This window comes from Paenibacillus etheri, assembly GCF_001012825.1.
Taxonomy (GTDB): domain Bacteria; phylum Bacillota; class Bacilli; order Paenibacillales; family Paenibacillaceae; genus Paenibacillus_AQ; species Paenibacillus_AQ etheri.
In genome coordinates this window covers 214,328-238,734 of the sequence record NZ_LCZJ02000033.1, presented here as the reverse complement: position 1 = coordinate 238,734, position 24,407 = coordinate 214,328, and the positions used below count along the sequence as shown (strand labels likewise).

Below are 24,407 nucleotides of genomic sequence, written 5' to 3'. Positions count from 1 at the left end.
AAAGACCGCTTTAGTCACAGAAAGCGGTCTTTTGCCTATTATAGATTTCAGATGGCGGAAATGTGTTGGTATCAAATCACCAAAATAAGCTGTGTTCCCTTCAAATAATGTTCAGTCCGTTGTTTCTGTATTCTTTTGTTTATCAGGTGAAATGCCGGGAGCTGTGACCTCTGGTTCGTCGCCCTGCATAGCACCCACGATTTCTTCCAGCTTACCTGTTGCTCCCATATCGCCAGCCAGGCTTGAATCGGGTTCGGTTATGGGATCAACACCCGGGCCACGTCCGTCAAGCGGAGCTTTGTTGTCGTCCTTCATTTGATCGTCTCCTTTCTGTGTAGTCTTTGTGTTTCTTTCCAATCCAAATCATTGAATAGCAACAATAAAGGTAACCGTCGAGCAATAGAAAATGTGATATAATGACGTCGCTGTTGTAAGGTGCATTTTTAAATATGAAAATAGGATGGACAATATGAAGGGATATATTCATAACGTCGATAAAAAACGATTGATTATTATGGTTATCGGCAATGTATTTCTAGGCATGGGAATTAGTATTTTCAAGCTGTCCGGTATGGGGAATGATCCCTTCAGCGGCATGGTAATGGCACTTGCAGAGAGCGTCGGTATAACATATGCGAATTTTCTGATCTTACTGAACCTGGTATTGTTTGTAATCGAATTCATAACAGGAAGAAAGTTTATTGGAGCCGGGACTTTCGTAAATGCAATCCTTTTGGGATATATCGCCACTTTCTTTCACGGGACTTGGCTATCTCTGTTCGGCGAACCTCAGCTGTTATGGCAACGGGTGGTCATCGTAGCGATTGGCGTGGTGGTATGCAGTTTTGGGGTATCCCTGTATCAGACATCGGCTGTGGGAGTAGCTCCCTACGACAGCTTGTCCCTGATTATGAGGGATAACTTCCCTAAAATATCTTATTTTTGGCACCGGATGTTTACGGATGCTCTTTGTGCTTTGATTTGCTTCCTGGCAGGAGGCGTTATAGGCTTAGGAACCCTAGTGTCCGCACTTGGTCTGGGACCCATCATTCATTTTTTTGATGTGAATTTTACGGAGAAGCTGCTGGCAAAAAGGCGTCCAAATTAAGAAAGGCGGGGCAGATTAATCTGCTCCGCCTTTACTGTAGTTTGAAGGTCTATTTCTAATGAGTAAATGCGCTCTTTATTTTATTGTTTTTATGAACATTTTCCGTGCCGCTATCCAAGGCGGTCTTGTAGTAGAAGCATTTATGTTCTATGACTTCCATCGTTTTTTTTAATTCTTCCATCTGCGCTTCTACGGAAGCTTTCCGCTCCAGGAACATGTCATATCTTTGCTGTAAGGTGGAATCCCCCTCAGAGCACCACTCAATGAAATGTTTTATTTCTTTAATTGGCATCCCGGATGACTTCAGGCATTCAATTACTTTTAAAGCGTCCATATCGGATTGTTTAAAAATACGTTTACCGCCGGAGGTTCTTTCTATAGAAGGGAAAAGACCTTCCTTGTCATAGTAACGCAGGGTATGTGGTGTCATGTTAAAGGATTCTGCAACTTCACTTATGGAGTATGTCTTCATCATCTATCTCCAATCTCAAATATATTTTGTACTTGACTTAGAGTTAACTTTAAGTAATAACATATGTTTTGTAAAGCTGACGTTTTAGATTTTAATATTAACAGAAGAGAGGTTTCACTATGGTAAAAGTTAATGCACGCGCTACATTCAGTCAGGAAGGTCCATTTAAGCTAACCACAATCGAACGCCGAGATCTGCAACCGCACGATGTTCTTATTGAGATTAAATACGCTGGCATTTGCCACTCGGACATTCATACTGCCCGTGGGGAGTGGGGACCGGTCAACTATCCACTCGTTCCGGGGCATGAGATCGCCGGAATTGTCAGCCAGATTGGTTCTGAAGTCACAAAATACTCAGTGGGCGACCGGGTAGGTGTAGGTTGTATGGTTGACTCCTGTGGAGAGTGCAGTAATTGCCATAAAGGTGAGGAGCAGTATTGCCTAAGTGGAAATACGGGCACCTATGGAGCTATCGACCGGTACGGGCAGTATACGCAAGGCGGCTACTCCACTCATATCGTCGTAACCGAAGATTTTGTGGTTCGGATCCCTGACAGTATTCCGCTTGATGCCGCTGCACCGCTTCTGTGTGCAGGAATCACCACCTATTCACCTCTGCGTCATTGGGGAGCAGCTCCCGGCAAAAAAGTAGCTGTAGTGGGTCTTGGTGGGCTTGGACATATGGCTGTGAAGATTGCTCATGCCATGGGAGCTGAGGTGACTGTGTTGTCACAGTCACTGAAGAAGAAGGAAGACGGATTGCAATTAGGGGCGGATCATTATTATGCCACTAGCGATCCGGAGACATTTAAACAGCTTGCCGGTTCGTTCGACCTAATCGTAAATACTGTAAGCGCGCAGATTAATATCGATGCCTATCTTTCGCTCCTGGCGCTGGATGGTACATTAGTCAATGTCGGTGCGCCCGCTGATCCATTGGCAGTTAACGTATTCTCGCTGATCGGCCACCGCCGCTCGTTTGCCGGATCGATGATTGGCGGAATCCGTGAAACGCAGGAAATGCTTAATTTCTGCGCTGAACATAATATTGCATCTGAAATCGAGGTCATTTCTGCTGACCGGATTGATGAAGCCTGGGAGCGTGTGCTTGCTTCTGATGTCCGTTACCGGTTTGTAATTGATTGCAGCAGCGTTTGATGGGAAATGTTAATTATCTGTCAATCCTTGTAACGCTTGTCTATATGGTGTTGGGTCTGCTTTTCTCCACACAGCTGGTACGATTCATGGGTGGAGAAGGGGAAACTCTGGCTCTTGGAGACAGCTATTTTAGAATTACGGTAATCGGTTCATTTTTCTGGATTTATGGATTGGCTGCCAACATGATTGTGCGTGCCGAAGGGAAAATGAAATCGGCAGCCGTGGTAATGGGCATTGGACTGGCAGTTGATGTTTTGTCCAATTATATTCTGGTAGCCTGGCTCAATTTTGGAGTAGAGGGTGCTGCCTGGGCTACAAATATCGGGATGCTGGTCTATACCTTGCTGGGATGGATTTATTTTGGCAAAGGATTTGCCTCATTCCGAACGAATGTCTTCGCAATTTATCGGGATGCGAGCACAATCAAATCCATAGTTGGACTGGGAATGTCCGCTTTCATTATGAACTTTATGAATCTGGTACAGGCTGTTATAGTATTCAATACACTGTCGAGATACGGGACTACAGCAGATATTGCATTTTATGGTGTGGTTTTTCGTGTATTCACCTTCCTGTTGACACCGATATTCGGATTAATGCGCGCCTTGCAGCCGGTCATTGGCATTAATTTTGGAGCAGAACAGTATGAGCGCGCCATCAAAGCTTATAAAATATTCACACTCGTCTCCATGCTGCTAACTCTGCCTTTCTGGATAATTTCCATGATCTCTCCGGCTTCCATTCTGGGACTGATGCTGCCGGATCAAATCTTTAAGACCAGCGAAATGTTATATTTCCGGTTGAACATGGCGGTTCTGCCGTTATTGTCGCTCATTTTTATGGCCATGACCTTTTTCCCTGCGATTAATAAAGGGAAACCGGCGGCCGTTATCGGTATTACCCGACAACTTGTTTTTTATGTGCCGGTGATGCTTATTTTGCCAAGATGGTTAGGAGTCTCTGGAGTATATTGGGGTTCGCTTGTGATTGATTCTGTGGTTGTTGTGTGGACGGTAATCCTGGTAACTAAGGAATTCACCAGACTCAGAGCTAAGTCTAAGCCAGTCAGGACTTACAATATGTAAAGATAAGATGCTGGAGTTCACAGCCGAAGGATGGACGATCTGACAGATATATCCAAAAAAAGAGCCTTGGCACTATAAAGGCTCTTTTTTGTGCTAAAGGTTGACATTATAAATAAAAAGAAAGTATGATGTTTTAAATCGTAATAATTACGAATAAATGTTGGCTATAATCGAGTTGAGTAATAATGGATTCGTTCACTTTAAATAGGCTGAAGGTCATGGGAACTGATTTGCTCAATTCCGCTGGAACAAATGATAAGTGGAAGGTCTATTGACTAAATAATTTGTTAAAGGAGCTTCAATAATTAATGAATAAAAGCAGCACCAATCAACGTCTACCCAGAGCAAAAGGAATCGATATGGGTACCTATTATACACCCAAAGAATGTGCCAAAAAGGTTAGACATCTCGTTCTGCCCGATATGAATCGAAAGATTGTCGAAGAATTCATTACAATCCTAGGAATGAGGGGAATATTTGAAGAGCATCGAGTTCCAATTCCAAATAAAGTGGTTATGTATGGTCCACCGGGCACAGGGAAAACACTTACGGCATTTTATATGGCTCAAATGCTGGAGCTTCCACTTATCCTAGTTCGACTAGATGGAATTATTCACAGCCATTTGGGTGAGACTGGAAGTAATATTCGAAAAATATTCGAGTATGCCAAAGCATCTCCTTGTGTTCTTTTCCTGGATGAGTTTGATGCCATTGCAAGAACACGGGAGAGTAATGACGAGGTTAAAGAAATGGCTCGTGCGGTGAATACACTACTGCGATGTCTCGATGATTTTGGTGATAATAGCATTTTTGTAGCAGCGACGAACCTGGAAAATGAACTGGATAGAGCTATTTGGAGAAGGTTTGATACAAAAATGATTTATTCTAACCCTGATGAATCAAGTAGGCGTCAATATGTCGAACTGTTAATCAATGATTTTGAAAGAGAAGCTGGGTTGATGGAGGAGGCATGCGAGCATCTTTCCGGTTGCAGTTTTGCTGATATTGAACAAATTGTTCTAAAAGCGAAACGTAAGGCGATCATAGAGCATTGTCCGCTAAAAAGAGAGCATCTTGTTCTTTCTTATGAAGAATACAATCCTTCCATATACTAATTGTGGGCGATTATAAATACAGGGACATTGTAATAAGAACAATTTAATGAAAATAAAGAACCCAAGCGATTGAATTCTTAATTGCTTGGGTTCTTTACTTCATTTAATGAATCAACTGATATTAGGTGTAGAGTCTCTTATGATGAGTTTGGTATAAATATGAGAAACCTGATAGGGTTGCTTTGGATCATTAATTCGGGAAAGTAGCATTTCGGCTGCTTTGACACCCATCTCATTACTATAAATATGAACCGTAGTGAGATGGGGTTCTACAATGCTTGATTCAGGGCCGTTATCAAAACCACAAATGACGATGTCGTTAGGAATGGAAAGCACATTTTTGAGTGATTTCATAAAGGTAACCGCAATATAATCGTTAGCACACACGAAAGCAGAAGGGAGCTCATTTATTTGACTTAGTCTAGTATCTGCCCACTCCGGATTGGAGGAAAATAGTCGATCGTCATCGAGAATGCATTGAGAGAGATCTAGCTGAATCCCGGATTCTATCAGTGCACGGTTAAAACCCACCCATCTTTCATTAAAACTCCTACAGTGATTATAGTCCCCGATGAACCCCAGTGATTTGTAACCGCCATCAATTAACTTTTTTGTAAGTTGGTACGTGCTGTGTTCGTTCTCCATGAGAAGTACATCTGCTTGGAATTCAGGATAACAGACATCTGCAGAGCAGTCGATGAAAATAGTTGGAATGCCTAGACTTGTAATCAGCTTACTATATTCCGAATTGAACAACTCAATACAAATAATTCCGTCTACATTGGAGACATCAAAATTATTTGGAAGAGACAGGGACTCCTGATCAATGTCTCTTATAATGTGCATGGATAAATTATATCCTTCCGCGCTGATTCGTTTCTCCATGCCACTGATCAGTTTCGATCCAAAGTGGGAAGTGTTAGGTAAGTTTTCTGTTAATAAAGCGATGTTTCCAGAGTTTCTTGATTGAACACTCTCGGTGTCCATAAAAGCAAACTGTTTATATTTTAACTCTATCGCTTTCTTTATAACCTTGTTTCTGGTTTCATCAGGTATACCATTCGTTCCATTTAAGGCTTTGGAAGCTGTATTTCTGGAGATTCCTAAAGCATCCGCGATGTCTTGTATGGTTACTTTTTCTCTGGCCATCTATGTAATTCACCTCTATATTCTAGTTCTTAATATTCGCACAAATAGTATACTATTTGCCATTATTCCAACTCTCTTTAATGTATATTAGTTTGCTAAAAATAGCAACATGATATTTACAAATGCGCAATTTAGTTTACATTTTATTAGGTCACTATTGTGCAAAAAAATCGCTATGTTTTCATTTTACTGAGAAAATGATGAGATTAAAGTATATGATCTTATTTAAATTGGCTGTATTTGTAATTATGTAAAATTATATACGCCGTTTATGAACAAAATATTTTGTCATATGCACATAAATATTTTACAAAATGTATTGACGAACGATAAAGTGTTTGGTAAATTGTAAAAGCAGCAGGACATAGGTGAGAATGAAAGCCCTTACTGCATCAAGATGTAAACATTGATAAGAACGGAGGTAAAGGCATTGCATAACCCAATAGAAGCCGAACACGGAATAACGGTGACGAGACATAAGAGCTCCTTACTAGACTATCTAAAGAAGCACTACTTTCTTTATATTTTGCTCGCACCAGCTGTGATTCTGACCCTTATTTTTAAATACGGGCCTATGTATGGTGCGATTATCGCCTTTAAAGATTTCAGCCCAATCAAAGGGATTATGGGGAGTGAATGGGTTGGTTTGTACAACTTCGAGAAATTTCTTTCATCCCCCAATTTCGAAGTTATCTTTATGAATACGCTTAAATTAAGTTTCTTCGGATTAATTCTGAGTTTTCCAATTCCAATCCTGCTTGCCTTGATGTTGAATCAAATTCGCCGTGCAGGCGTCAAAAAGAACATTCAATTGTTCTTGTATGCCCCTAACTTTATTTCTGTGGTCGTTGTGGTCGGGATGTTGTTTATCTTCTTGTCCCCAACGGGACCGATTAACCAGTTTTTCACCTGGCTTACAGGTGAACCAATCATGTTCATGTCTCGTCCCGAGTACTTTCGTTCGATCTACATCCTATCCGATATTTGGACCGGAGCCGGTTGGGCATCCATTATTTATGTAGCAGCGCTTGCGAATGTCGATCCTGAGTTACATAATGCAGCCAATCTCGACGGTGCTAATCTTCTACAAAGAATACGCCATATCGATCTGCCAACCATTCGTCCAATTATGGCTATCGTATTTATCCTTGCAGCCGGTGGGATTATGTCAATTGGTTTCGAGAAAGCCTACCTCATGCAAACGGCGATGAACTTGCCAACCTCAGAAATCATTCCGACTTATGTTTATAAAATTGGTTTGCAGTCGGGCGATTATGCCTATTCAGCCGCAGTAGGATTGTTTAACTCTATCATCAACATCGTCTTGCTCCTCACAGTTAACTTCACCGTGAAGAAACTGAATGAGGGTGAAGGTCTTTACTAAGAAAGGAGCAACAAGCTATGCCCATTAAACATTCCGGATTAGATCGCTTTATCGTCGTGCTGAACGCGATCTTCCTGACACTGGCCGTACTTATCATCGTACTTCCTTTGATTTATGTAGTGATTGCCTCTTTTATGGATCCGTCTGTGCTGCTCAGTAAAGGATTATCATTCAACCTTTCGGACTGGTCATTAGAAGGGTATAAAAAAATTCTTTCTAATCCGGCCATGATCCGAGGTTTTGGAAACTCTGTTTTATACTCTGTTTCATTTGCTATGATTACCGTTCTCGTCTCAATCTGTGCGGGGTACGCACTGTCTGATGACAGGCTCAAAGGAAAAGGATTCTTCATGACTTTGTTTATTATCACCATGTTCTTTGGCGGTGGGCTTATACCTACATATCTGCTCGTTAAGAACCTGGGTCTGCTTGATACAGTATGGGCGGTGATCATTCCAGGGGCAGTCAATGTTTGGAACATCATTCTCTCTAGAACTTTCTTCAAAGGAGTTCCGAATGAAATGAAGGAAGCCGCTAATGTAGACGGAGCCTCGGAGATGCGAATCTTCTTCAGTGTCGTATTACCGCTCTCCAAACCGATTGTTTTCGTGCTCGCTCTTTATGCTTTTGTGGGCCAGTGGAATTCCTACTTTGACGCGATGATCTATTTAGATCATTCGAATCTTCATCCACTGCAGCTCGTGTTGCGTTCCATCTTGATCCAGAATCAGGTAGATCCGGGCATGATCAGCGATCAACTCGCCATGGCGGAAATGAAGCGATTGTCTGAAATCATCAAGTACGCTGCCATCGTTGTTTCCAGTTTGCCACTTATTGTTATGTACCCGTTCTTCCAGAAGTACTTTGAAAAAGGTGTTATGGTCGGTTCCCTTAAGTAGGAAACAGGCTGCACATAGATAAAGATTAATTCATTCATATCTAATTTGGAGGTCATAACCTATGAAAAGAATTAAGAAATCAAGAGTATCAACGAAAGTAGCTTCTGCATCTGTACTTGCTTCGTTTATGTTCCTTACTGCATGCGGTAGTGGAGGAGGAGGAAGTGCAGCTAGTAAAGAACAGGACGCCAGCGGTAAAGTAACTTTGAGCTTTATTACGCAAAGCTCTCCACTTGCACCAGCTGATCCAAATGAAAAACTGATTAATAAGCGTCTTGAAGAAAAGACGAATGTTCATATTAATTGGAAGAATTTCACGAAAGACGTATTTGTTGAAAAAAGAAACTTGGCTGTGGCAAGTGGTGATCTTCCTGATGCAATTTTTAATGCGGACTATAGCGACTATGAGCTGCTCAAACTTGCTAAAGACGGTGCCATCGTTACGCTGAATGATCTTATCGAGAACCATATGCCAAACTTTAAAAAGGTACTGGAAGAAGCACCAGAATATAAGAGTATGATTACGGCACCAGACGGCAACATTTATGCCTTTCCATGGATTGAAGAGCTGGGTAGCGGTAAAGAAAGAATCCAAGCGGTAGATAGTATGCCTTGGATTAATGTGGAATGGCTTAAGAAGCTTGGCCTTGATATGCCTAAAACAACAGAAGAATTAAAAGAAGTATTAATTGCATTCAAGACAAAAGATCCAAATGGCAATGGTAAGGCTGACGAAATTCCATTGTCCTTTATTAACAAGCCGGGAGCAGAAGATCTGGCATTCCTATTTGCTTCGTTCGGATTGGGTGAGAATCCTGACCACGCGGTTGTGAGCAATGATGGGAAGGTAATATTTACGGCGGCACAAGATGACTACAAAGAAGCAGTTTCTTTTATTAACGAGCTGTATAAAGAAGGACTCATTGATATTGAAGCCTATACACAGGACTGGAGTACTTACCTTGCAAAAGGGAAGGATCAGAGATACGGACTTTACTTCTCATGGGATAAGGCCAACATTACTGGAGCTAATGATACTTACGATGTTATGCCTCCACTTGCTGGACCCGATGGTGAAGTTAACGTAACTAGAACGAACGCGCTTGGTTTGGGAAGAGGCAAAATGGTTGTCACAAGCGCCAATAAGAACTTAGAAACGACAGCGAAATGGGTTGATCAACTCTTCGATCCGATTCAATCTGTACAGAACAACTGGGGGACATATGGAGATGATAAACAGCAGAATATTTTCGAATTTGATAAAGAAAAAGAAATGCTGAAACATTTGCCACTGGAGGGTGCAGCTCCTGTAGAACTACGTGAGAAAACAAGTGTCGGTGGGCCATTAGCTATCCTTGATTCCTATTATGGGAAATACACAACCATGCCGGATGATGCCAAAGGCAGAATGGATATTATCAAGAACATCATGGCGCCAAATATGAAAGCAGAAAACGTAATGCCGAGTGTATTCCATTCCATTCAAGAGCTTGATCGCCTTACGACAATTGAAACGGATCTTTTTGCCTATGTACTTAGAATGCGCACTGAATGGTATCAAAACGGTAAAGTCGAAGCGCAGTGGCATGAATATCTGAAAGAATTGGACCGTCTGGGCTTGAAAGAATGGCTTGAAATTAAACAAGGCGGCTATGACAGAGCAACCAAATAATAAACTATTAAATTAATATTGTGCGGTGAAGGCCGTGTTCAAGAGTAAAGGAGAAAACAATAATGTCTACGATTGCGAAACAAAATTACCGAGGATTGTATCATTTTTCACCTAAAGAAAAGTGGATGAACGATCCAAACGGAATGGTTTATTTTGAGGGCGAATATCATTTGTTCTTTCAGCACCATCCAGGTGGAATGACCATGGGAGCTATGCATTGGGGCCATGCGGTTAGCAAGGATCTTGTTACATGGGAGGAACTGCCTATCGCTCTCGCTCCAGATGAATTAGGGATGATTTTTTCCGGCAGTGCCGCAGTCGACTGGAATAATACGACTGGATTTTTTAAAGATAAACCAGGACTAGTAGCTATCTTTACACACCATCTAGATATGCCAGAAGGCAAGCCAGCCATTCAGCGTCAAAGCTTGGCCTATAGTAAAGATAACGGAAGAACCTGGACGAAATATGAAGGAAACCCGGTACTTGAACATGATACATTCATTGATTTCCGTGACCCCAAAGTATTTTGGAATAAAGATACTAATAAGTGGGTGATGATTGTAGCTTGTGGCCAAACGGTATGTCTATATCATTCTCCTGATCTGATGAACTGGACATTTGCCAGTGAATTCGGAGAAGGAATCGGTTCTCATGACGGGGTATGGGAATGCCCGGACTTGTTCCCGCTGGCCATTGATGGTGATCCTTCGAACACGAAATGGGTGATGCTAGTGAGCATCGGTGCGGATCCCGCTTTTGTGGAAGGGTCAAGAACACAGTATTTTACAGGGGATTTTGATGGTGAAGTGTTCACGCCAGATGAAGATTCGATAAAAGTTCGCTGGCTTGATTATGGAAGGGATAATTATGCAGGTGTAAGCTGGTCCGATATACCGGCTGAAGATGGAAGACGACTATTTATCGGCTGGATGAGCAACTGGATGTATGCTAACAAGACCCCTGCAGAAGAATTCCGCGGCGAGATGACAATTGCAAGAGAACTTCAACTCGAATCAAGACAAGGGGAGATTTTTCTTGTGCAGAAGCCGGTGCAAGAGTTGGAATCTGCTCGTGTACAAGTCCTTTCTGTGAAAGAGGCAACGGTGCAAGAAATCAATACTCTTCTTAAGGAAATTCACTTGGAATCTTATGAGATTATAGCTGAGTTCACTCGGGGTAAATCTGTAGGCTTCAAAGTAAGAGTTGGTTCGGATGAACAAACAGTGATCGGTATCAACGGTGAGACAGAGGAACTTTATGTAGACCGGAAGGCTTCGGGTCAGCATGATTTCCACGAACATTTCTTAGGATCCCATTCAGCCACACTGGAAGCACTTGGTGAGTCAAATGATCTCCGTATTTATGTGGATCGCTCTTCCGTTGAGGTGTTCAGTAATAGAGGTCAGGCAGTGATTTCGGATCTTATATTCCCTGGACTAGAATCTAAAGGTATTGCTGTGTTTGGAGAGAATGAGAATGACTTGCTGATTTCCCTGGATATCTATGAGCTTACTCCCTCTGCTGAGCAAGACAAGAATTAGTCACCGAGAGGAGTCATGTATATGCGTATAGGAGCGATTGAAGCTGGCGGGACGAAGTTTATATGTGGCATTGGGAATAAAAATGGGATAATTGAAGATCAAATTAGTTTCCCAACAGAACATCCTGAGTTGACGTTGCCCAAAGTTATACAATATTTTCAAGGCAAGCAAGTAGAAGCTATCGGAATTGGATCGTTCGGTCCGATCGATATACGCCTAGATAGCCCAACATATGGTTACGTTACTACAACACCAAAGCCAGGGTGGGGAAATTACGATATGCTGGGCACTTTGAAAAGAAACTTTTCGGTTCCCTTTGGCTGGGACACGGACGTCAATGCAGCGGCATTTGGTGAAGCCAAATGGGGCGCTGCCCAAGGGTTATCCAGCTGTTTGTATTATACAGTTGGCACGGGTGTTGGTGTAGGAGTGTATTCAGAAGGCAAACTCATTCATGGTCTTGTCCATCCTGAAGGTGGTCATGTTCTTACGAGACGCCATCCTGAAGATGTATTCCCAGGGGGATGTCCCTATCATGGGGACTGCCTAGAAGGGATGGCGGCAGGTCCTGCTATTGAAGCAAGGTGGGGGAAGAAGGGACATGAGCTTCCTATAGATCACATGGCATGGGAAATGGAAGCATTTTATATTGCGCAGTCGATAACAGGTGCTATATTGCTTAACTCTCCTCAGAAAATCATTTTGGGTGGTGGTGTTATGCAGCAGTCGCAATTGTTTCCACTTATTCGGCAGGCCGTGCTTCAGAACCTGAATGGTTATGTCAGCTCAAGTACTATTTTAGAACACATAGATGAATATATCGTTCCACCAGGTCTAGGCCAACAGGCGGGATTATGCGGTGCTCTGGCGCTTGGACTCACAGCACGGGAAAGTCAGATTTCTGCTTAATTGTAAAAGAATATAGAGATTCTTGTTTTTCAATATTAATGATAGAAGAAGAGGGAACCGTAAGTATTACCTCTGTTCATCATAAAAAAGCGCTGGAAGTATCGGCGGATGGAACGACACTGTCTCTAAGCGAGCTTGATCCTACTCTTGATCGACAAAAGTGGGTAATTACGACTTAAAATGAGGAAGATAGAAGTAATGGAAGAGCTGCTAAGATTGGCGGCTCTTCTTCTTTATTTACCACACAAATAAGCAACATCCCAAACTATTCCGTAATTTGGTGAAATATAGTGACTTACTGTTTTTTTAAAGCAGGAAAATATACATTTATATTGAATACAAAACAACAAAGAAGGAGGATCAAAATGTCATATAGTGAAAATGAATTGCGTTCGTCATTAACCCTAGCTGTTCCAATTATCCTAAACAGGCATTTTCATTCTATGAATATGAAAAAAAGTATTGAATCCGCCTGGTTTGTTGAGACGCATAATGAATTGTTAGATTCAACATTCAGTACGATATTAATGAGTATGGTAGAAGCACTGTTCTTGGATTCATTTGATTACGACCAATACCTAAACTTACTAGAAAAAGAGGGCTTTGAGCAAGGGATTTATACTGCAGTAATATTCGCAGATCATTTTGATATCTTACTGGAAATGAGCAAGGATTTAAACTTAATCGCTCAGAATGTTATGTTTAAGATCATTGAAGAGATAGAAGATGATTCTACGATTCGATTGATTTTATATAATCGTTTAATGGAATGCAACTGGACACGTTTTGCTGGCTTTGCACAGGGTTATTTATCTAATAAAAACCAACAGATTGACAAGTTACATGAACAAAAAATTGCTGTTATGGGACAAATGGCAGCAGGTATGGCACATGAAATACGGAACCCGCTTGCTTCGATTAAAGGATTTGCTCAGCTTGTAAATAACAGGCTATATGAACCGCAGATCAAGGCGGATGAATTGCGTGCTTATTTGGATATAACCATCAAAGAAATTGATGCTCTGAATGGATTAGTAACGGACTTCCTGGTGCTGGCTCGAAAAGGTGATAGTGCGAAGAATAACGGCGTAGTATTTAACATTATCGAGGTTATACATAGAGTTAATAACATCGTAAATCAACTCATACTTAGTGATGATATTATTCTTTCTGTGGAGTATTCTCTAGAGAAAGTACTAACGTATGGAAACGCCTCTCAACTAGAGCAGGTAATCCTGAATATTTTAAAAAATAGTATTGATTCATTCACAGCGTTTAGAGGCAGAATAGACATTACAGTTAGCACCGCTGCTGAGACTAACGAAATTATACTTATTTTTAAAGACAATGGAGAAGGAATTCCACAGGATAAATTAAATCGAATATTTGACCCTTTCTTTACAACCAAGCAAAAAGGGACAGGAATTGGATTGTCAATTTGTAAACAATTAATAGAAATGTATGGGGGACAAATTAAGGTGCATTCAGAAGTTCAGGTAGGTACTAGCGTGATGGTTAGTTTGCCTTGGGTAAATGATTATCACATTTGAGCTTACGAGCAATTTAAAGGAAGGATGATAAATGAATGACGAAATTTGAGTGGAAAAAGCATGACAAAGCACTCTATGTACCAGGTCAGAAGCCCGTTCTGATCGAAGTACCGGAAATGCAGTATTTTACGATTCAAGGTAAGGGAGACCCGAACGGTGAGGCGTTTCAAGAACATGTAGAGGTACTCTATGCACTGTCTTACGCGATTCGGATGATGCCGAAGCAGGGGGTTACACCAGAAGGATATTTTGAATATACGGTGTTTCCCTTAGAGGGATGTTGGGACTTAGCTGAAGAGGGAAGAAAGCTGGATTACTTGGATAAGGATCATTTGATTTATACATTGATGATTCGGCAGCCGGACTTCGTTACAGAGGATCTGTTTCAGTGGGCAAAAGAGCAGGTTCAACGTAAGAAAAGGCATCTCAATGTGGAGTCTGCTCGGTTGGACAAGATCATAGAGGGTTCGTGTGTGCAAGTGATGCATCTTGGTAGTTATGATAATGAACCGGAGACATTTACAATGATGGAGGAATATTGCGCGGATCATCAGCTTCGGAGAGCCGAGAAAACACATAAAGAAATTTATTTAACGGATGCCCGAAAAACATTGCCAGAAAAACTGAAGACGGTTCTGCGATTTAAGGTGGAAAGAGATATATAAACTGATGATCACGCCAGTAAATCCTCCGACAATGTTCAATGGATATATGATGAAAAGCTAGTACAGCAAAAATAAACAAGCCTGGCACAGAAGCTCATCAGGCTTGTTTACTATTTTTCATGCTGAAAAGGATGCCCCAAGCGATACGCAGTATCGCTGCTTCGGAAGAATACGCCTGCCTTAGAGGGCGGCAAAGCCGGTTCTACTTTTCACTAAGTTGTATCCCTTTTTCTTTTACAAACTTCTCCAGAACTCTAAAATCCTCGGTAACCTTTTTAAATGGTAAAGATCCCAGTACCTTATCCCGGTAATCCTTTTTGGCTGCAACGGACAGACGGGAATCAAGTATGCTGAGTACACCAAGGTCAGTTTCACTACGGATCAGTCGCCCGGTTCCTTGTCTTAACCGAAGCAGCATGTCCGGTACAAAAACGTCTTTTAAGGGATCCTTCGCCAAAGATGCCTTATATTCATAGACAGGATCGGAAGGAACAGGGAAAGGCAGACGGAAAATAATTAACTGCGACAAATCGGACCCTTCGATATTCACGCCTTCCCAGAATACACCGGTACTAAGAAGGACACCTTTACTCCCTCGGAATTCAGCGATCACCCCGTCCTGAGACGATCCTTCTCTTTGAACATGCACCGCCCATGCAAGCTTTTCGGATTTCAGCTTATTATGAATGTACTTCATATCTTCCTTAGCTGAAAAAAGGACCAATGTCCGACCGTCCGTTAAATTACAGAGCCTCAGCATTTCCTTGTATGCCGCTTCAAGATAACCTACCTTGTTCTGATGGTTGTAGTATGGGATGTCCTTGGCAATATACATCATGGTGTGGTTGTCATAATCAAACAGCGAAGCCTGGCGCTCCATATAATCTCCCCAGTAACCGAGGGACTCTGTCAGATATGCATATTGTTCCTCTAATGTTTCAGCGCTTTGGCACATGGTTGCTGACGTTAAAATAACAGATGTCTTACCGTTAAATAAGCTATATCTCAGAAACTGGCTTATGCCTTTAGGACAGATACTAATGGTAGCCTCACGCTGGGTATTGCTTGCCCAGATCAGATAGTTATCCTCCACTCCGGCGAGTACATCAAACAGATCTATAAGTCCGTTTATGGCTTCAAAAATGTTGTCGATCTCCCGCTCGTGCTTGGAAGTTAAGACGGATAAGCTGAGATTAAACTCTTTCAAAACCTGGGCCCCTCGCTTTAACGGAATCCCTGTGATCTCCGACACTTTTATCCGGTCATTATCCTGCTTGGCTGTTTGCAGCAAATCTGCCTCTACCTGTTTGAAAATATGACCAACGCATCTTTTTAAAAATTTGAATTGTGGCATTAGGTCCGTATCTGCGGATTGCTTGAAGAGAATCTGTAAGGTGTCATCCAGCATACGGCAGGTTCTCCGGTATGTAAACTCGAGCGTTCTAGCATCTCTAACCTTTGCTTCCAGATTATGAGCTTCATCAATTACGATCAGAGCTGGCCGTTCAGTGATTAATCCCTTCGTTCCTTCTTTTTTCTTGATCAAATCACGGATGAGCAGGTCCTGGTTGACGATAATAAAATCCATGTCGCTGGCGTTAGCGTTAATCTTAGCTCTCATCTCATAAAACGAACATGTACTTTTATAATGACAACGTTCAAATTTGCAATCATTCACACAAACGTTCGACCACACTGCATCACTAACCCCGCCCTTAATATCTGCCCGCTCATCAACGTCATAATTCACAATACGCTGGGCAATTGTAGATAGAGGGGAGCTTAAATCATCAGGCTGTAACAAATCTGCTGCTCTGTACCGGCAAGCATATTGCCCCATGCCCTTTCCTACTACGGAGCGAACCGATGTAAATCCGAGCCGGCTTCCGATGAATCTCAGATCTTTATGTATCTGTTCTGAAAGTTGTATGGAGGATGTTGCAATAATGATCGGTTGCCTTGCGATTTGGTTTATGAGCAGGCTGGGAATGAGGTATGCAAAGGACTTGCCGATGCCGACTCCAGCTTCAATCATTGCGTTTCGGCCATTAATATAAGCATCAGCGATATCCAGAGACATATCCTGCTGACCGATCCGCTCTTTAAGTCCAATCCTGGGAAATCTATCATACATCCGAAAGATGGCATTGACTAAAGAGGGCTCGATGTCCTTTTTTAGCTCCTGCTTCTGTAATTTATAGAGATCACTTAACCAGCTAATAAGGACCGCCCCTTTTCATTATCAATTTTCTTCCAGTCCCAGTTTTTTGGGTGAGGTTGTAATTATCGTAGATGAAGCGCTAACAGTCAAGTGTCGGAATATAAAATAATGATTTTAACCCTAGTTCTTCCAATCATTAGGGATAGGAAGTGTGTAGGATCACAAAGCATTTATTGGATACGTTTATACTCAATATATCAATTAAATTTGAAATATAAATGACATAAGAATTTGGAGGCTACGGGCATGGATCATTTTACTTTTACAGATATGAAAAAAATAAAAAGAGAAAATTTGGGTGATGCTGTACCCTTAGAGCTTTTCAGAACGATTAGACTTATTGGATTATATCAAGCGTTACCCATGAAAGGTAAGGGTACAACGTTGACCATAGGAAGAAAAATAGGGGAAGAGTTTGGTGTTACCTCGGTTAATGAACTCTTCCGGTTATTCGAACAATTGAAGATAGGGATCCCTGTAATAACCCATGAAGATGACAAGGGGATGTCGATAGCAGTACATGATTGTTTCTGCGAAGGTTTACCTGTTATGGAAGGGAAAATGGTATGTGACCTGGAGGGGGCCATAATCGAAGGAGCACTTACCAAAATACGTGGGAAACGAGTTTCCGTCCGGGAAGTGAAGTGTAATGTTCATGGGGATGAATGTTGTGAATACATAGTCAAATATTAAAAAATTCGTGATATTTATAATACGGCTGCTTTAGTCAGATCTGTAAACGACAGAAGAACAGCGATTCTCCAAAGATGGAGAATCGCTGTTTTGTCTTTTCAGTCAATTGTTGATCAAGAAGCTGATTTAGGCGTAAACGCTCTACGTACAACCTTTGTCAATTCCATTAGGATAACGGCACCGAGTGCCAGACCGCTTGCAACCAGCCAATCGGACATTCCGAACGAAGCCGGAATCGAGAAGATTTCTCTAACTCCTGGCAGAACCGCAATGCCATAAAAGGCAAAGCAGACGAGAACGGCTCCGATGACGTATTTGTTGCTGAAAAAGCCAGCTTCAATAGCTGTTTGACTGTTCGAGCGAGCAGCAAAGGTCTGAAGTGTACGAGACAGGATTAGGGTTGTGAATGCCATGGCCACGCCCATATCAGGGGAATGCTGGAGTCCAATATACAGGGATATAATTACGGCTATACCTATAAGTAGACCACGGGTAATAATAGCCTGCATCATTCCTCCGGCAAATATACCTTCCTTGAGTTCTCTTGGATTTCTGCTCATCACATTAGGTTCAGGTTTCTCCATACCAAGAGCAATGGCTGGGAGAGAATCATTCGCCAAATTGATAAATAGAAGCTGAATCGCCGTGAATGGATTAATCCAGTCGAAGATCAGAGCAAAGAGAATAGCGATAATGGCACCCAGATTGCCAGAAAATAAATAGGCGATCGCTTTTTTGATATTGTCGAATACCGTTCTGCCCACAGATACAGCATTCACAATCGATACAAAATTATCATCGGTCAAAATCATGGCAGCCGCATCTTTAGCAACGTCGGTTCCACTGCCCATAGCGACGCCGATATCTGCTTGCTTCAAGGCAGGTGCGTCATTTACGCCATCACCTGTCATGGCTGTGATTTTGCCTTTTCTCTGCCACGCACGGACAATTCTGATCTTATTCTCCGGGGAGACTCGGGCGTACACACCAATTTGCTCAAGTTTATTATCCAGTTCTTCGTCGGACATGGCATCAAGCTCTTGACCGGTTACTGCAATTTCTTTTTCGGTCATCAGGCCGATATCGCGTCCGATCGCTTGTGCGGTTGTCTTATGATCACCAGTAATCATGATGGTGCGGATTCCAGCCTTCTTAGATTCTGCGATTGCACCGTAGACAGCTTCCCGAGGGGGATCAATCATAGCTGTCAAGCCTACGAGCACCAGGTTTTGTTCATCCTCAAGTCCGACTTCAGTGACCGTATTTGGTACGGTTTTGTAAGCATAGGCAAGTACACGTAGTGCTCTGCTGGAGAATTCCTCATTGGCTTCAAAGAACCGATCAAGAATTTCCGGTGTCATCGGCACTTCTTGTCCACTTAGTAGTACATGCGTACAAAGACCAAAGAGTACATCTGGTCCGCCTTTGGTGATCATTGCTTTTTGTCCGTTAAAAGTATGCAAGGTCGTCATCAGCTTGCGATCCGAGTCAAAAGGAAGTTCGGCTTCACGAGGGAAATTGTCGCGTATTTCCTTGTAATCTTTATTCATGCTGTTACTGAAGGCAATAAGTGCCACCTCAGTTGGATCGCCTAGTTCTTTACCATCTTCATTAATGTTAGAGTCGTTACAAAGCACGGCAATGTGTAGGAGGCGCCGGGCTTCCTCAGACCATTCTTCGGGCTCTTGATTGAATTGATCACGATTACCCTCCGGTAAAAAGTAATCTACAACCGTCATTTTATTTTGGGTTAGGGTACCGGTTTTGTCGGTACAGATGACACTGGTTGATCCAAGTGCTTCGACGGCTGGCAGCTTACGAATAATCGCATGTTGCTTAGCCATTTTGTTCGTACCTACGGATAAGACAATCGTTACGATCGAGGATAAAGCTTCAGGAATAGCGGCGACTGCCACAGCGACTGCGAACATTAGCGCATTCAGGATGGCTTCCGTGGTATCCACTGTATCATTTGACAGCCAAACACGTCCGGCTTGGATGGCAAAGATCAGAATGGACAGCAGGATGATGGCTATACCCAGCTGCTTGCTGAAGGTTTCGAGCTTACGCTGCAGTGGCGTTTGTTTGGCTTCGGCACTTTCAATGAGTTCAGCAATTTTTCCGATTTCGGTAGTTAGTGCTGTTCCTGTTACAACAAGGGTTCCACGGCCATATACAACCAAAGAACCGCTGAATGCCATATTACGACGGTCTCCGAGTGGAGATTCCTTCGCGATGGTATCCGTATGCTTCTCTACAGCTTCGGATTCTCCGGTAAGCATGCCTTCATTGATCTTCAAGCTTCCCGATTCTATGACACGGCCGTCGGCAGGTACAAAATCACCAGCTTCCAGTAATACGATATCACCGCGAACAAGCTCTCTAGCAGGGACGGTTTTTAAGACTCCATCCCGCAACACTTTAGCCTCGGGTGCCGACATCTGCTGTAAGGCATCGAGTGAACTCTCCGCTTTACGAGTTTGGATGACACTTATAACTGCATTGAGAATCAACACGAGGAAAATGATAAGCGACTCCATAACTTGACCCATAACAATCTGGACAATGGCCGCAATAAGCAGTACGACCACCATAGGGTCCTTGAAATTTTCAAGAAAAAGTTTCCAGAGGGGATCTTTTTTCTTTCCTTTTAATTCATTGTAACCATCACGTTCCAGTCGTTTGTTGACTTCTGCCGACGTAAGCCCGCTAGTTGTACTCTGCACTTCCTGTAAACTGTCTGTTACATTCTTGCGGTAATACTCCACTAATGATAGCTCCTCTCCGCTGTGCTGTGTCTTTTTTTAGGTCTCATAAGCTTCGATTTACTGCATAAGTGCACATAACTGCGTGTTCTACACAAATATGTTATATCAGTTCGTCAAATCAGTAGACTTCAGGACCTATCTTCAAACTTACGATTCAACTTGGCGCAAGTTTCAAAATATCGAGCTTAGTATGCGCATATCTAAAAAAAGATCATTCGTAATCGTCTATATTGTGAAATCTTTTTAATGAAAAGTATTGGATTACGCATGAAGAGGTCTTATTACATGGGAAGACATAGGGAATTCCAAGATCTTGCGTGTGTTTTCCTATGATTATGGGGGGTAACACCTTTAGTATTAGTATAGTTGTGGATAGAATCGGAAGGTGAAATAATGTGAATTCGCTAATGCTAAAGACCAAAATTAGGAGGAATGGTGCAAATGAACAAAATACTTAAACAAGTCATCTCGATCTTACTCGCAATCGCGATACTTATACCGTCAGGTTTGTTTGCACCGGTTACGGAAGCTGCGTCATCTGAAATTCCTGTACTATTGTATCATCGTATTGTCGATACAGCGACGAATGAATGGACAGATACAAGCGTAGATAAATTCAAGAGCACTATGAAATATCTTTATGATAACGGTTATAATACATTGACTGCGGATCAATATGTGAACATTAAAGCCGGTGTCGAGGCAGCTCCTGCCAAACCGATTTTGCTCACTTTCGATGACGGGACACCTGACTTTGTTACCAAAGCTCTTCCGGTATTGGATCAATATGATATGAATGCGGTTGCATTTATTGTCACTGGATGGATTGGCGCTGGCTACAGCATGTCGCATGCGCAACTGCAAGATTTAGCGACCAACCACCCCGAATATTAGTATCCAGAATCATACGGTTAACCATGCTGAAGCTAAATGGAAGACCATGACAAAGGCGGATGCTTCCGCAGAATTAGCTGAGGCTAATAATTATCTTAAAGAAATCACGAATAAAGATCCTGTTCTTTTGGCTTATCCTTATGGCGACTTCAATTCCGATGTTCAGTCTGCAGCTGCAGCGAACGGCATAAAGTACTCCTTTAAAGTGGGTTATCCGAATCAAGGGGACCATGCTATTGGACGTTATTACGTACAAATGGGCACAACATTATCAGAAATTGCTAATTGGATTGGTGGACCTGCACCCGATACGACAGCACCCTCAAGTCCGGTAACGGTTTATCACGAATCCTTTGCGAGTGGCAAAGGTGCTGCTACGCAATCTGGGAACGCAAGCTTGACGACAGTCACGGACAAGGTTTTTGCGGGGAATGAAGACGGCACAGCATTATACGTAAGCAACAGAGCCAATGACTGGGACGCGGCTGATTTCGATTACAGCGGGATAAAACTTGTAAACGGTAAGACTTACACGGTAACCGCATCCGTGTACGTTGACGAAAACGTGAATGTACCTAGCGGTGCCCAAGCTTATATACAAAGCATAGAGAGCTATGACGTTGTTGCGAGCGCGAATTATGAAGCTGGTAAAGCAATCACCTTAAGTGGAAAATTCACTGTAGATACGAGCAAAAATACAAAACTGCGTTTTCAATCAAACGCGGACGGGAAAGAAGTTCCATTCTATATCGGTGATATATTGATAACAGAGAAACTCGATACGGTAGAGCCATCTAGAGACCCCGCTTTGCCTTTTACCACTGTTACTTTTGAGGATCAAAAAGTAGGCTTTTTTGAAGGTAGAGCAGGTACTGAAAAGCTGACCGTTTCCGATGAAGCTAATCATACTGCTGATGGTTCCTACGCTTTGAAGGTAGAGGGTAGACAGGATACTTGGCAAGGACCTTCGTTACGTGTGGAGAAATATATTGACAAGGGACAAGAATATAAAATTTCACTCTGGGTTAAGTTGATCGAGCCTTCAAGCTCGGAGCTTAAGCTGTCTACGCAAGTTGGCAGTACAAGTCCAAGTTATAATACACTTGCCTCGAAGGCAATTAGTAATAGCGACGGCTGGGTTCAATTACAAGGCACCTACCGTTATAACTCAATAAGTGAAGAGTATTTAACCATCTATGTGGAAAGCTCTAACGCAACAGCCTCATTTTATATCGACGATATCCGCTTTGAAAACACAGGTTCAGGTACGATCGACATTGAAAAAGATCTAACTCCGATCAAGGATGCCTATCAAAACGATTTTCTGATTGGAAACGCGATATCGGCTGCAGATCTGGATGGTCTTAGACTGGATCTTCTCAAGATGCATCACAATACCGTTACAGCAGAAAACGCAATGAAACCGGATCAGGCATATTCTTCACCAGGCAAATTTGATTTTACCGCACAAGATAAGCTTGTTGATAAAATTTTGGCAGAAGGACTTAAGCTGCATGGACACGTATTGGTATGGCATCAGCAGACACCAGAGTGGCTGAATACAACAACAGATGAAGAAGAGAACATGATCCCATTGGGCCGGGAGGAAGCTCTTAAGAATTTGAGGACCCATATTAAAACCGTCATGGAGCATTTCGGCGATAAGGTGATTTCTTGGGACGTTGTAAACGAAGCGATGAACGATAACCCTTCCAACCCAACAGATTGGAAAGCAGCGCTGCGAACAGCTCCTTGGAAAAGCGCCATCGGAACAGACTACGTAGAGCAGGCATTCCTGGCAGCAAGAGAAGTGCTGGATTCGCATCCTGAATGGAATATTAAGTTATATTACAATGATTACAATGATGATAATCAGAATAAAGCACAGGCTATCTACAGTATGGTCAAAGAAATCAATGATAAATATGCGCTGGAACACCCAGGTAAACTTCTTATCGATGGCGTTGGTATGCAGGCGCACTATAATATAAACACGAATCCGGAGAATGTTAAGCTGTCATTAGAGAAGTTCATTTCCTTGGGTGTAGAAGTAAGTATTACGGAGCTTGACATCATGGCCGGAAGTGATTCTAAGATTACCGAGCAACAAGCGAATGCTCAGGGTTATCTATATGCACAGCTGTTTAAAATCTATAAGACTCACGCAGCAAATATCTCACGCGTGACATTCTGGGGGCTGAATGATGGTACTAGCTGGAGAGCCTCTCAGAATCCATTGCTGTTTGATAGTAACTTGAAGGCCAAACCGGCTTATTACGGGGTAATCGCCCCGGACAAATTTATAGCAGACCATACACCTGATGTTGTAAATGCTAACCAGTCAACCGCTAAATATGCAACACCTGTAGTTGACGGGACTGTTGATGCCGTTTGGAACGATGCGGCCCCAATGCCGATTAATCGCTATCAGATGGCATGGCAGGGCGCAAATGGTGTAGCAAAAGCACTTTGGGATGATGAAAATCTTTATCTTTTAGTCCAGGTGAACGATACGCAGCTTAACAAAAGCAGTGTCAATGAATATGAACAAGACTCCGTTGAAATCTTCTTGGATCAAAACAATGCAAAAACAAGCTTCTATCAAAGTGATGATGGACAGTATAGAATCAACTTTGACAACGAAACCTCATTTAATCCTGTAAGCATCGGAGCTGGTTTCGAATCGGCGACTCACATTTCCGGAACAAACTACACGGTTGAAGTAAAGATTCCGCTTCATGGGATAACTCCGGATGACGATACAGAGCTTGGTTTCGATGTACAGAACAATGATGCTAAAGACGGCTCACGTCAAAGTGTTGCCGCTTGGAACGAACGACAGGTAATGGATATATGGACACATCTGTTTACGGTGTGCTTACCCTCAAGGGTAAATCTACCGGTACGGAACCAACGCCAACGTCAACGCCGGATCCATCAGCAACTCCGACACCTGTTCCAACAGCGACACCAGCGCCAACCAATGAACCAACTGGTAGCAGTAACACTGGTAGTGCAGTAACAACTCCAAAGCCTGTAGCCATTGCATACAAAGATGGTGTTGTTACGATTACACTGGAGGTGAAATCCGATAATGGCCGTGCCATAGGTACGATCTC

The 24,407-nt window shown here is 42.5% G+C and carries 20 protein-coding genes; 15 read left to right on the top strand and 5 right to left on the bottom strand.

From position 1 onward, the window contains the following. Positions 1-111 precede the first annotated feature (111 nt). Positions 112-315 (bottom strand): hypothetical protein, encoded by a 204-nt coding sequence (locus tag UQ64_RS20760; RefSeq protein ID WP_060625373.1) that lies wholly within the window; start codon positions 313-315, stop codon positions 112-114. Between the two features lie 154 nt (positions 316-469). Here UQ64_RS20760 and UQ64_RS20755 point away from each other — a divergent pair, with 154 nt between their 5' ends. Then, positions 470-1,108, top strand: coding sequence for a YczE/YyaS/YitT family protein (locus tag UQ64_RS20755; protein ID WP_060625372.1), 639 nt, complete (start codon positions 470-472; stop codon positions 1,106-1,108). 55 nt (positions 1,109-1,163) lie between these two features. Here UQ64_RS20755 and UQ64_RS20750 read toward each other — a convergent pair whose 3' ends face one another. Continuing rightward, on the bottom strand, positions 1,164-1,580 hold the full coding sequence (locus UQ64_RS20750) for a MerR family transcriptional regulator (protein WP_060625371.1): 417 nt from the start codon (positions 1,578-1,580) through the stop codon (positions 1,164-1,166). A gap of 119 nt (positions 1,581-1,699) precedes the next feature. On the opposite strand from UQ64_RS20750, the gene UQ64_RS20745 reads away from it, so the two are divergent. From UQ64_RS20745 to UQ64_RS20735, 3 genes are all read left to right on the top strand, one after another. Further along, positions 1,700-2,740, top strand: coding sequence for an NAD(P)-dependent alcohol dehydrogenase (locus UQ64_RS20745; protein WP_060625370.1), 1,041 nt, complete (start codon positions 1,700-1,702; stop codon positions 2,738-2,740). Then, positions 2,740-3,825, top strand: a complete 1,086-nt coding sequence (locus UQ64_RS20740) for an MATE family efflux transporter (RefSeq protein WP_156417626.1) — start codon at positions 2,740-2,742, stop codon at positions 3,823-3,825. Before UQ64_RS20745 ends, UQ64_RS20740 begins: the two co-directional genes overlap by 1 nt. Before the next feature lie 308 nt (positions 3,826-4,133). Next, on the top strand, positions 4,134-4,940 hold the full coding sequence (locus UQ64_RS20735) for an AAA family ATPase (protein ID WP_060625368.1): 807 nt from the start codon (positions 4,134-4,136) through the stop codon (positions 4,938-4,940). Between the two features lie 111 nt (positions 4,941-5,051). Here the strand turns inward: UQ64_RS20735 and UQ64_RS20730 are convergent, their stop codons facing one another. After that, a complete protein-coding gene (locus UQ64_RS20730; RefSeq protein WP_060625367.1) occupies positions 5,052-6,089 on the bottom strand; it encodes a LacI family DNA-binding transcriptional regulator in 1,038 nt (345 codons plus the stop codon). A gap of 460 nt (positions 6,090-6,549) precedes the next feature. On the opposite strand from UQ64_RS20730, the gene UQ64_RS20725 reads away from it, so the two are divergent. From UQ64_RS20725 to UQ64_RS20695, 8 genes are all read left to right on the top strand, one after another. Continuing rightward, the gene (locus UQ64_RS20725; RefSeq protein ID WP_425339613.1) at positions 6,550-7,473 is read left to right on the top strand and encodes an ABC transporter permease; all 924 of its coding nucleotides are present in this window, start codon (positions 6,550-6,552) and stop codon (positions 7,471-7,473) included. A gap of 17 nt (positions 7,474-7,490) precedes the next feature. After that, positions 7,491-8,372, top strand: a complete 882-nt coding sequence (locus tag UQ64_RS20720; protein WP_060625365.1) for a carbohydrate ABC transporter permease — start codon at positions 7,491-7,493, stop codon at positions 8,370-8,372. A 61-nt stretch (positions 8,373-8,433) separates the two neighbouring features. After that, positions 8,434-10,044 carry an ABC transporter substrate-binding protein gene (locus UQ64_RS20715; RefSeq protein WP_060625364.1) on the top strand — a complete coding sequence of 537 codons (1,611 nt, stop codon included), beginning with the start codon at positions 8,434-8,436 and terminating at the stop codon, positions 10,042-10,044. 62 nt (positions 10,045-10,106) lie between these two features. Then, positions 10,107-11,588, top strand: a complete 1,482-nt coding sequence (locus tag UQ64_RS20710; RefSeq protein ID WP_060625363.1) for a glycoside hydrolase family 32 protein — start codon at positions 10,107-10,109, stop codon at positions 11,586-11,588. A gap of 21 nt (positions 11,589-11,609) precedes the next feature. Further along, a complete protein-coding gene (locus tag UQ64_RS20705) occupies positions 11,610-12,497 on the top strand; it encodes an ROK family protein (RefSeq protein WP_060625362.1) in 888 nt (295 codons plus the stop codon). Positions 12,498-12,535: 38 nt separating this feature from the next. Next, positions 12,536-12,676 carry a hypothetical protein gene (locus UQ64_RS31760; RefSeq protein WP_209445850.1) on the top strand — a complete coding sequence of 47 codons (141 nt, stop codon included), beginning with the start codon at positions 12,536-12,538 and terminating at the stop codon, positions 12,674-12,676. Between the two features lie 186 nt (positions 12,677-12,862). Continuing rightward, positions 12,863-14,047: a sensor histidine kinase gene (locus tag UQ64_RS20700; RefSeq protein ID WP_060625361.1), complete on the top strand. Its 1,185-nt coding sequence runs from the start codon at positions 12,863-12,865 to the stop codon at positions 14,045-14,047. Positions 14,048-14,082: 35 nt separating this feature from the next. Continuing rightward, entirely contained in the window at positions 14,083-14,712 is a 630-nt protein-coding gene (locus UQ64_RS20695; protein ID WP_060625360.1) for a GyrI-like domain-containing protein, read from the top strand. A gap of 202 nt (positions 14,713-14,914) precedes the next feature. Here UQ64_RS20695 and UQ64_RS20690 read toward each other — a convergent pair whose 3' ends face one another. Continuing rightward, positions 14,915-16,846 carry an ATP-dependent DNA helicase gene (locus UQ64_RS20690; protein ID WP_156417625.1) on the bottom strand — a complete coding sequence of 644 codons (1,932 nt, stop codon included), beginning with the start codon at positions 16,844-16,846 and terminating at the stop codon, positions 14,915-14,917. Between the two features lie 333 nt (positions 16,847-17,179). Here UQ64_RS20690 and UQ64_RS20685 point away from each other — a divergent pair, with 333 nt between their 5' ends. Further along, the gene (locus UQ64_RS20685) at positions 17,180-17,626 is read left to right on the top strand and encodes a V4R domain-containing protein (protein ID WP_060625358.1); all 447 of its coding nucleotides are present in this window, start codon (positions 17,180-17,182) and stop codon (positions 17,624-17,626) included. Positions 17,627-17,739: 113 nt separating this feature from the next. Here the strand turns inward: UQ64_RS20685 and UQ64_RS20680 are convergent, their stop codons facing one another. Further along, positions 17,740-20,394, bottom strand: coding sequence for a cation-translocating P-type ATPase (locus tag UQ64_RS20680; RefSeq protein WP_060625357.1), 2,655 nt, complete (start codon positions 20,392-20,394; stop codon positions 17,740-17,742). Positions 20,395-20,835: 441 nt separating this feature from the next. On the opposite strand from UQ64_RS20680, the gene UQ64_RS32600 reads away from it, so the two are divergent. Together UQ64_RS32600 and UQ64_RS32300 are read left to right on the top strand one after the other, a co-directional pair. Next, complete coding sequence (locus UQ64_RS32600; RefSeq protein ID WP_167348508.1) at positions 20,836-21,288, top strand: polysaccharide deacetylase family protein; 453 nt, start codon at positions 20,836-20,838, stop codon at positions 21,286-21,288. A 46-nt stretch (positions 21,289-21,334) separates the two neighbouring features. Then, positions 21,335-24,310 carry an endo-1,4-beta-xylanase gene (locus UQ64_RS32300; protein ID WP_342447600.1) on the top strand — a complete coding sequence of 992 codons (2,976 nt, stop codon included), beginning with the start codon at positions 21,335-21,337 and terminating at the stop codon, positions 24,308-24,310. The last annotated feature ends 97 nt before the right edge of the window (positions 24,311-24,407 follow it).

Bases quoted from the DNA above. Each gene is read 5' to 3' on its own strand.
- UQ64_RS20760 (WP_060625373.1), bottom strand. From the start codon at position 315: ATGAAGGACGACAACAAAGCTCCGCTTGACGGACGTGGCCCGGGTGTT.
- UQ64_RS20755 (WP_060625372.1), top strand. From the start codon at position 470: ATGAAGGGATATATTCATAACGTCGATAAAAAACGATTGATTATTATG.
- UQ64_RS20750 (WP_060625371.1), bottom strand. From the start codon at position 1,580: ATGAAGACATACTCCATAAGTGAAGTTGCAGAATCCTTTAACATGACA.
- UQ64_RS20745 (WP_060625370.1), top strand. From the start codon at position 1,700: ATGGTAAAAGTTAATGCACGCGCTACATTCAGTCAGGAAGGTCCATTT.
- UQ64_RS20740 (WP_156417626.1), top strand. From the start codon at position 2,740: ATGGGAAATGTTAATTATCTGTCAATCCTTGTAACGCTTGTCTATATG.
- UQ64_RS20735 (WP_060625368.1), top strand. From the start codon at position 4,134: ATGAATAAAAGCAGCACCAATCAACGTCTACCCAGAGCAAAAGGAATC.
- UQ64_RS20730 (WP_060625367.1), bottom strand. From the start codon at position 6,089: ATGGCCAGAGAAAAAGTAACCATACAAGACATCGCGGATGCTTTAGGA.
- UQ64_RS20720 (WP_060625365.1), top strand. From the start codon at position 7,491: ATGCCCATTAAACATTCCGGATTAGATCGCTTTATCGTCGTGCTGAAC.
- UQ64_RS20715 (WP_060625364.1), top strand. From the start codon at position 8,434: ATGAAAAGAATTAAGAAATCAAGAGTATCAACGAAAGTAGCTTCTGCA.
- UQ64_RS20710 (WP_060625363.1), top strand. From the start codon at position 10,107: ATGTCTACGATTGCGAAACAAAATTACCGAGGATTGTATCATTTTTCA.
- UQ64_RS20705 (WP_060625362.1), top strand. From the start codon at position 11,610: ATGCGTATAGGAGCGATTGAAGCTGGCGGGACGAAGTTTATATGTGGC.
- UQ64_RS31760 (WP_209445850.1), top strand. From the start codon at position 12,536: ATGATAGAAGAAGAGGGAACCGTAAGTATTACCTCTGTTCATCATAAA.
- UQ64_RS20700 (WP_060625361.1), top strand. From the start codon at position 12,863: ATGTCATATAGTGAAAATGAATTGCGTTCGTCATTAACCCTAGCTGTT.
- UQ64_RS20695 (WP_060625360.1), top strand. From the start codon at position 14,083: ATGACGAAATTTGAGTGGAAAAAGCATGACAAAGCACTCTATGTACCA.
- UQ64_RS20690 (WP_156417625.1), bottom strand. From the start codon at position 16,846: ATGTATGATAGATTTCCCAGGATTGGACTTAAAGAGCGGATCGGTCAG.
- UQ64_RS20685 (WP_060625358.1), top strand. From the start codon at position 17,180: ATGGATCATTTTACTTTTACAGATATGAAAAAAATAAAAAGAGAAAAT.
- UQ64_RS32600 (WP_167348508.1), top strand. From the start codon at position 20,836: ATGAACAAAATACTTAAACAAGTCATCTCGATCTTACTCGCAATCGCG.
- UQ64_RS32300 (WP_342447600.1), top strand. From the start codon at position 21,335: ATGACAAAGGCGGATGCTTCCGCAGAATTAGCTGAGGCTAATAATTAT.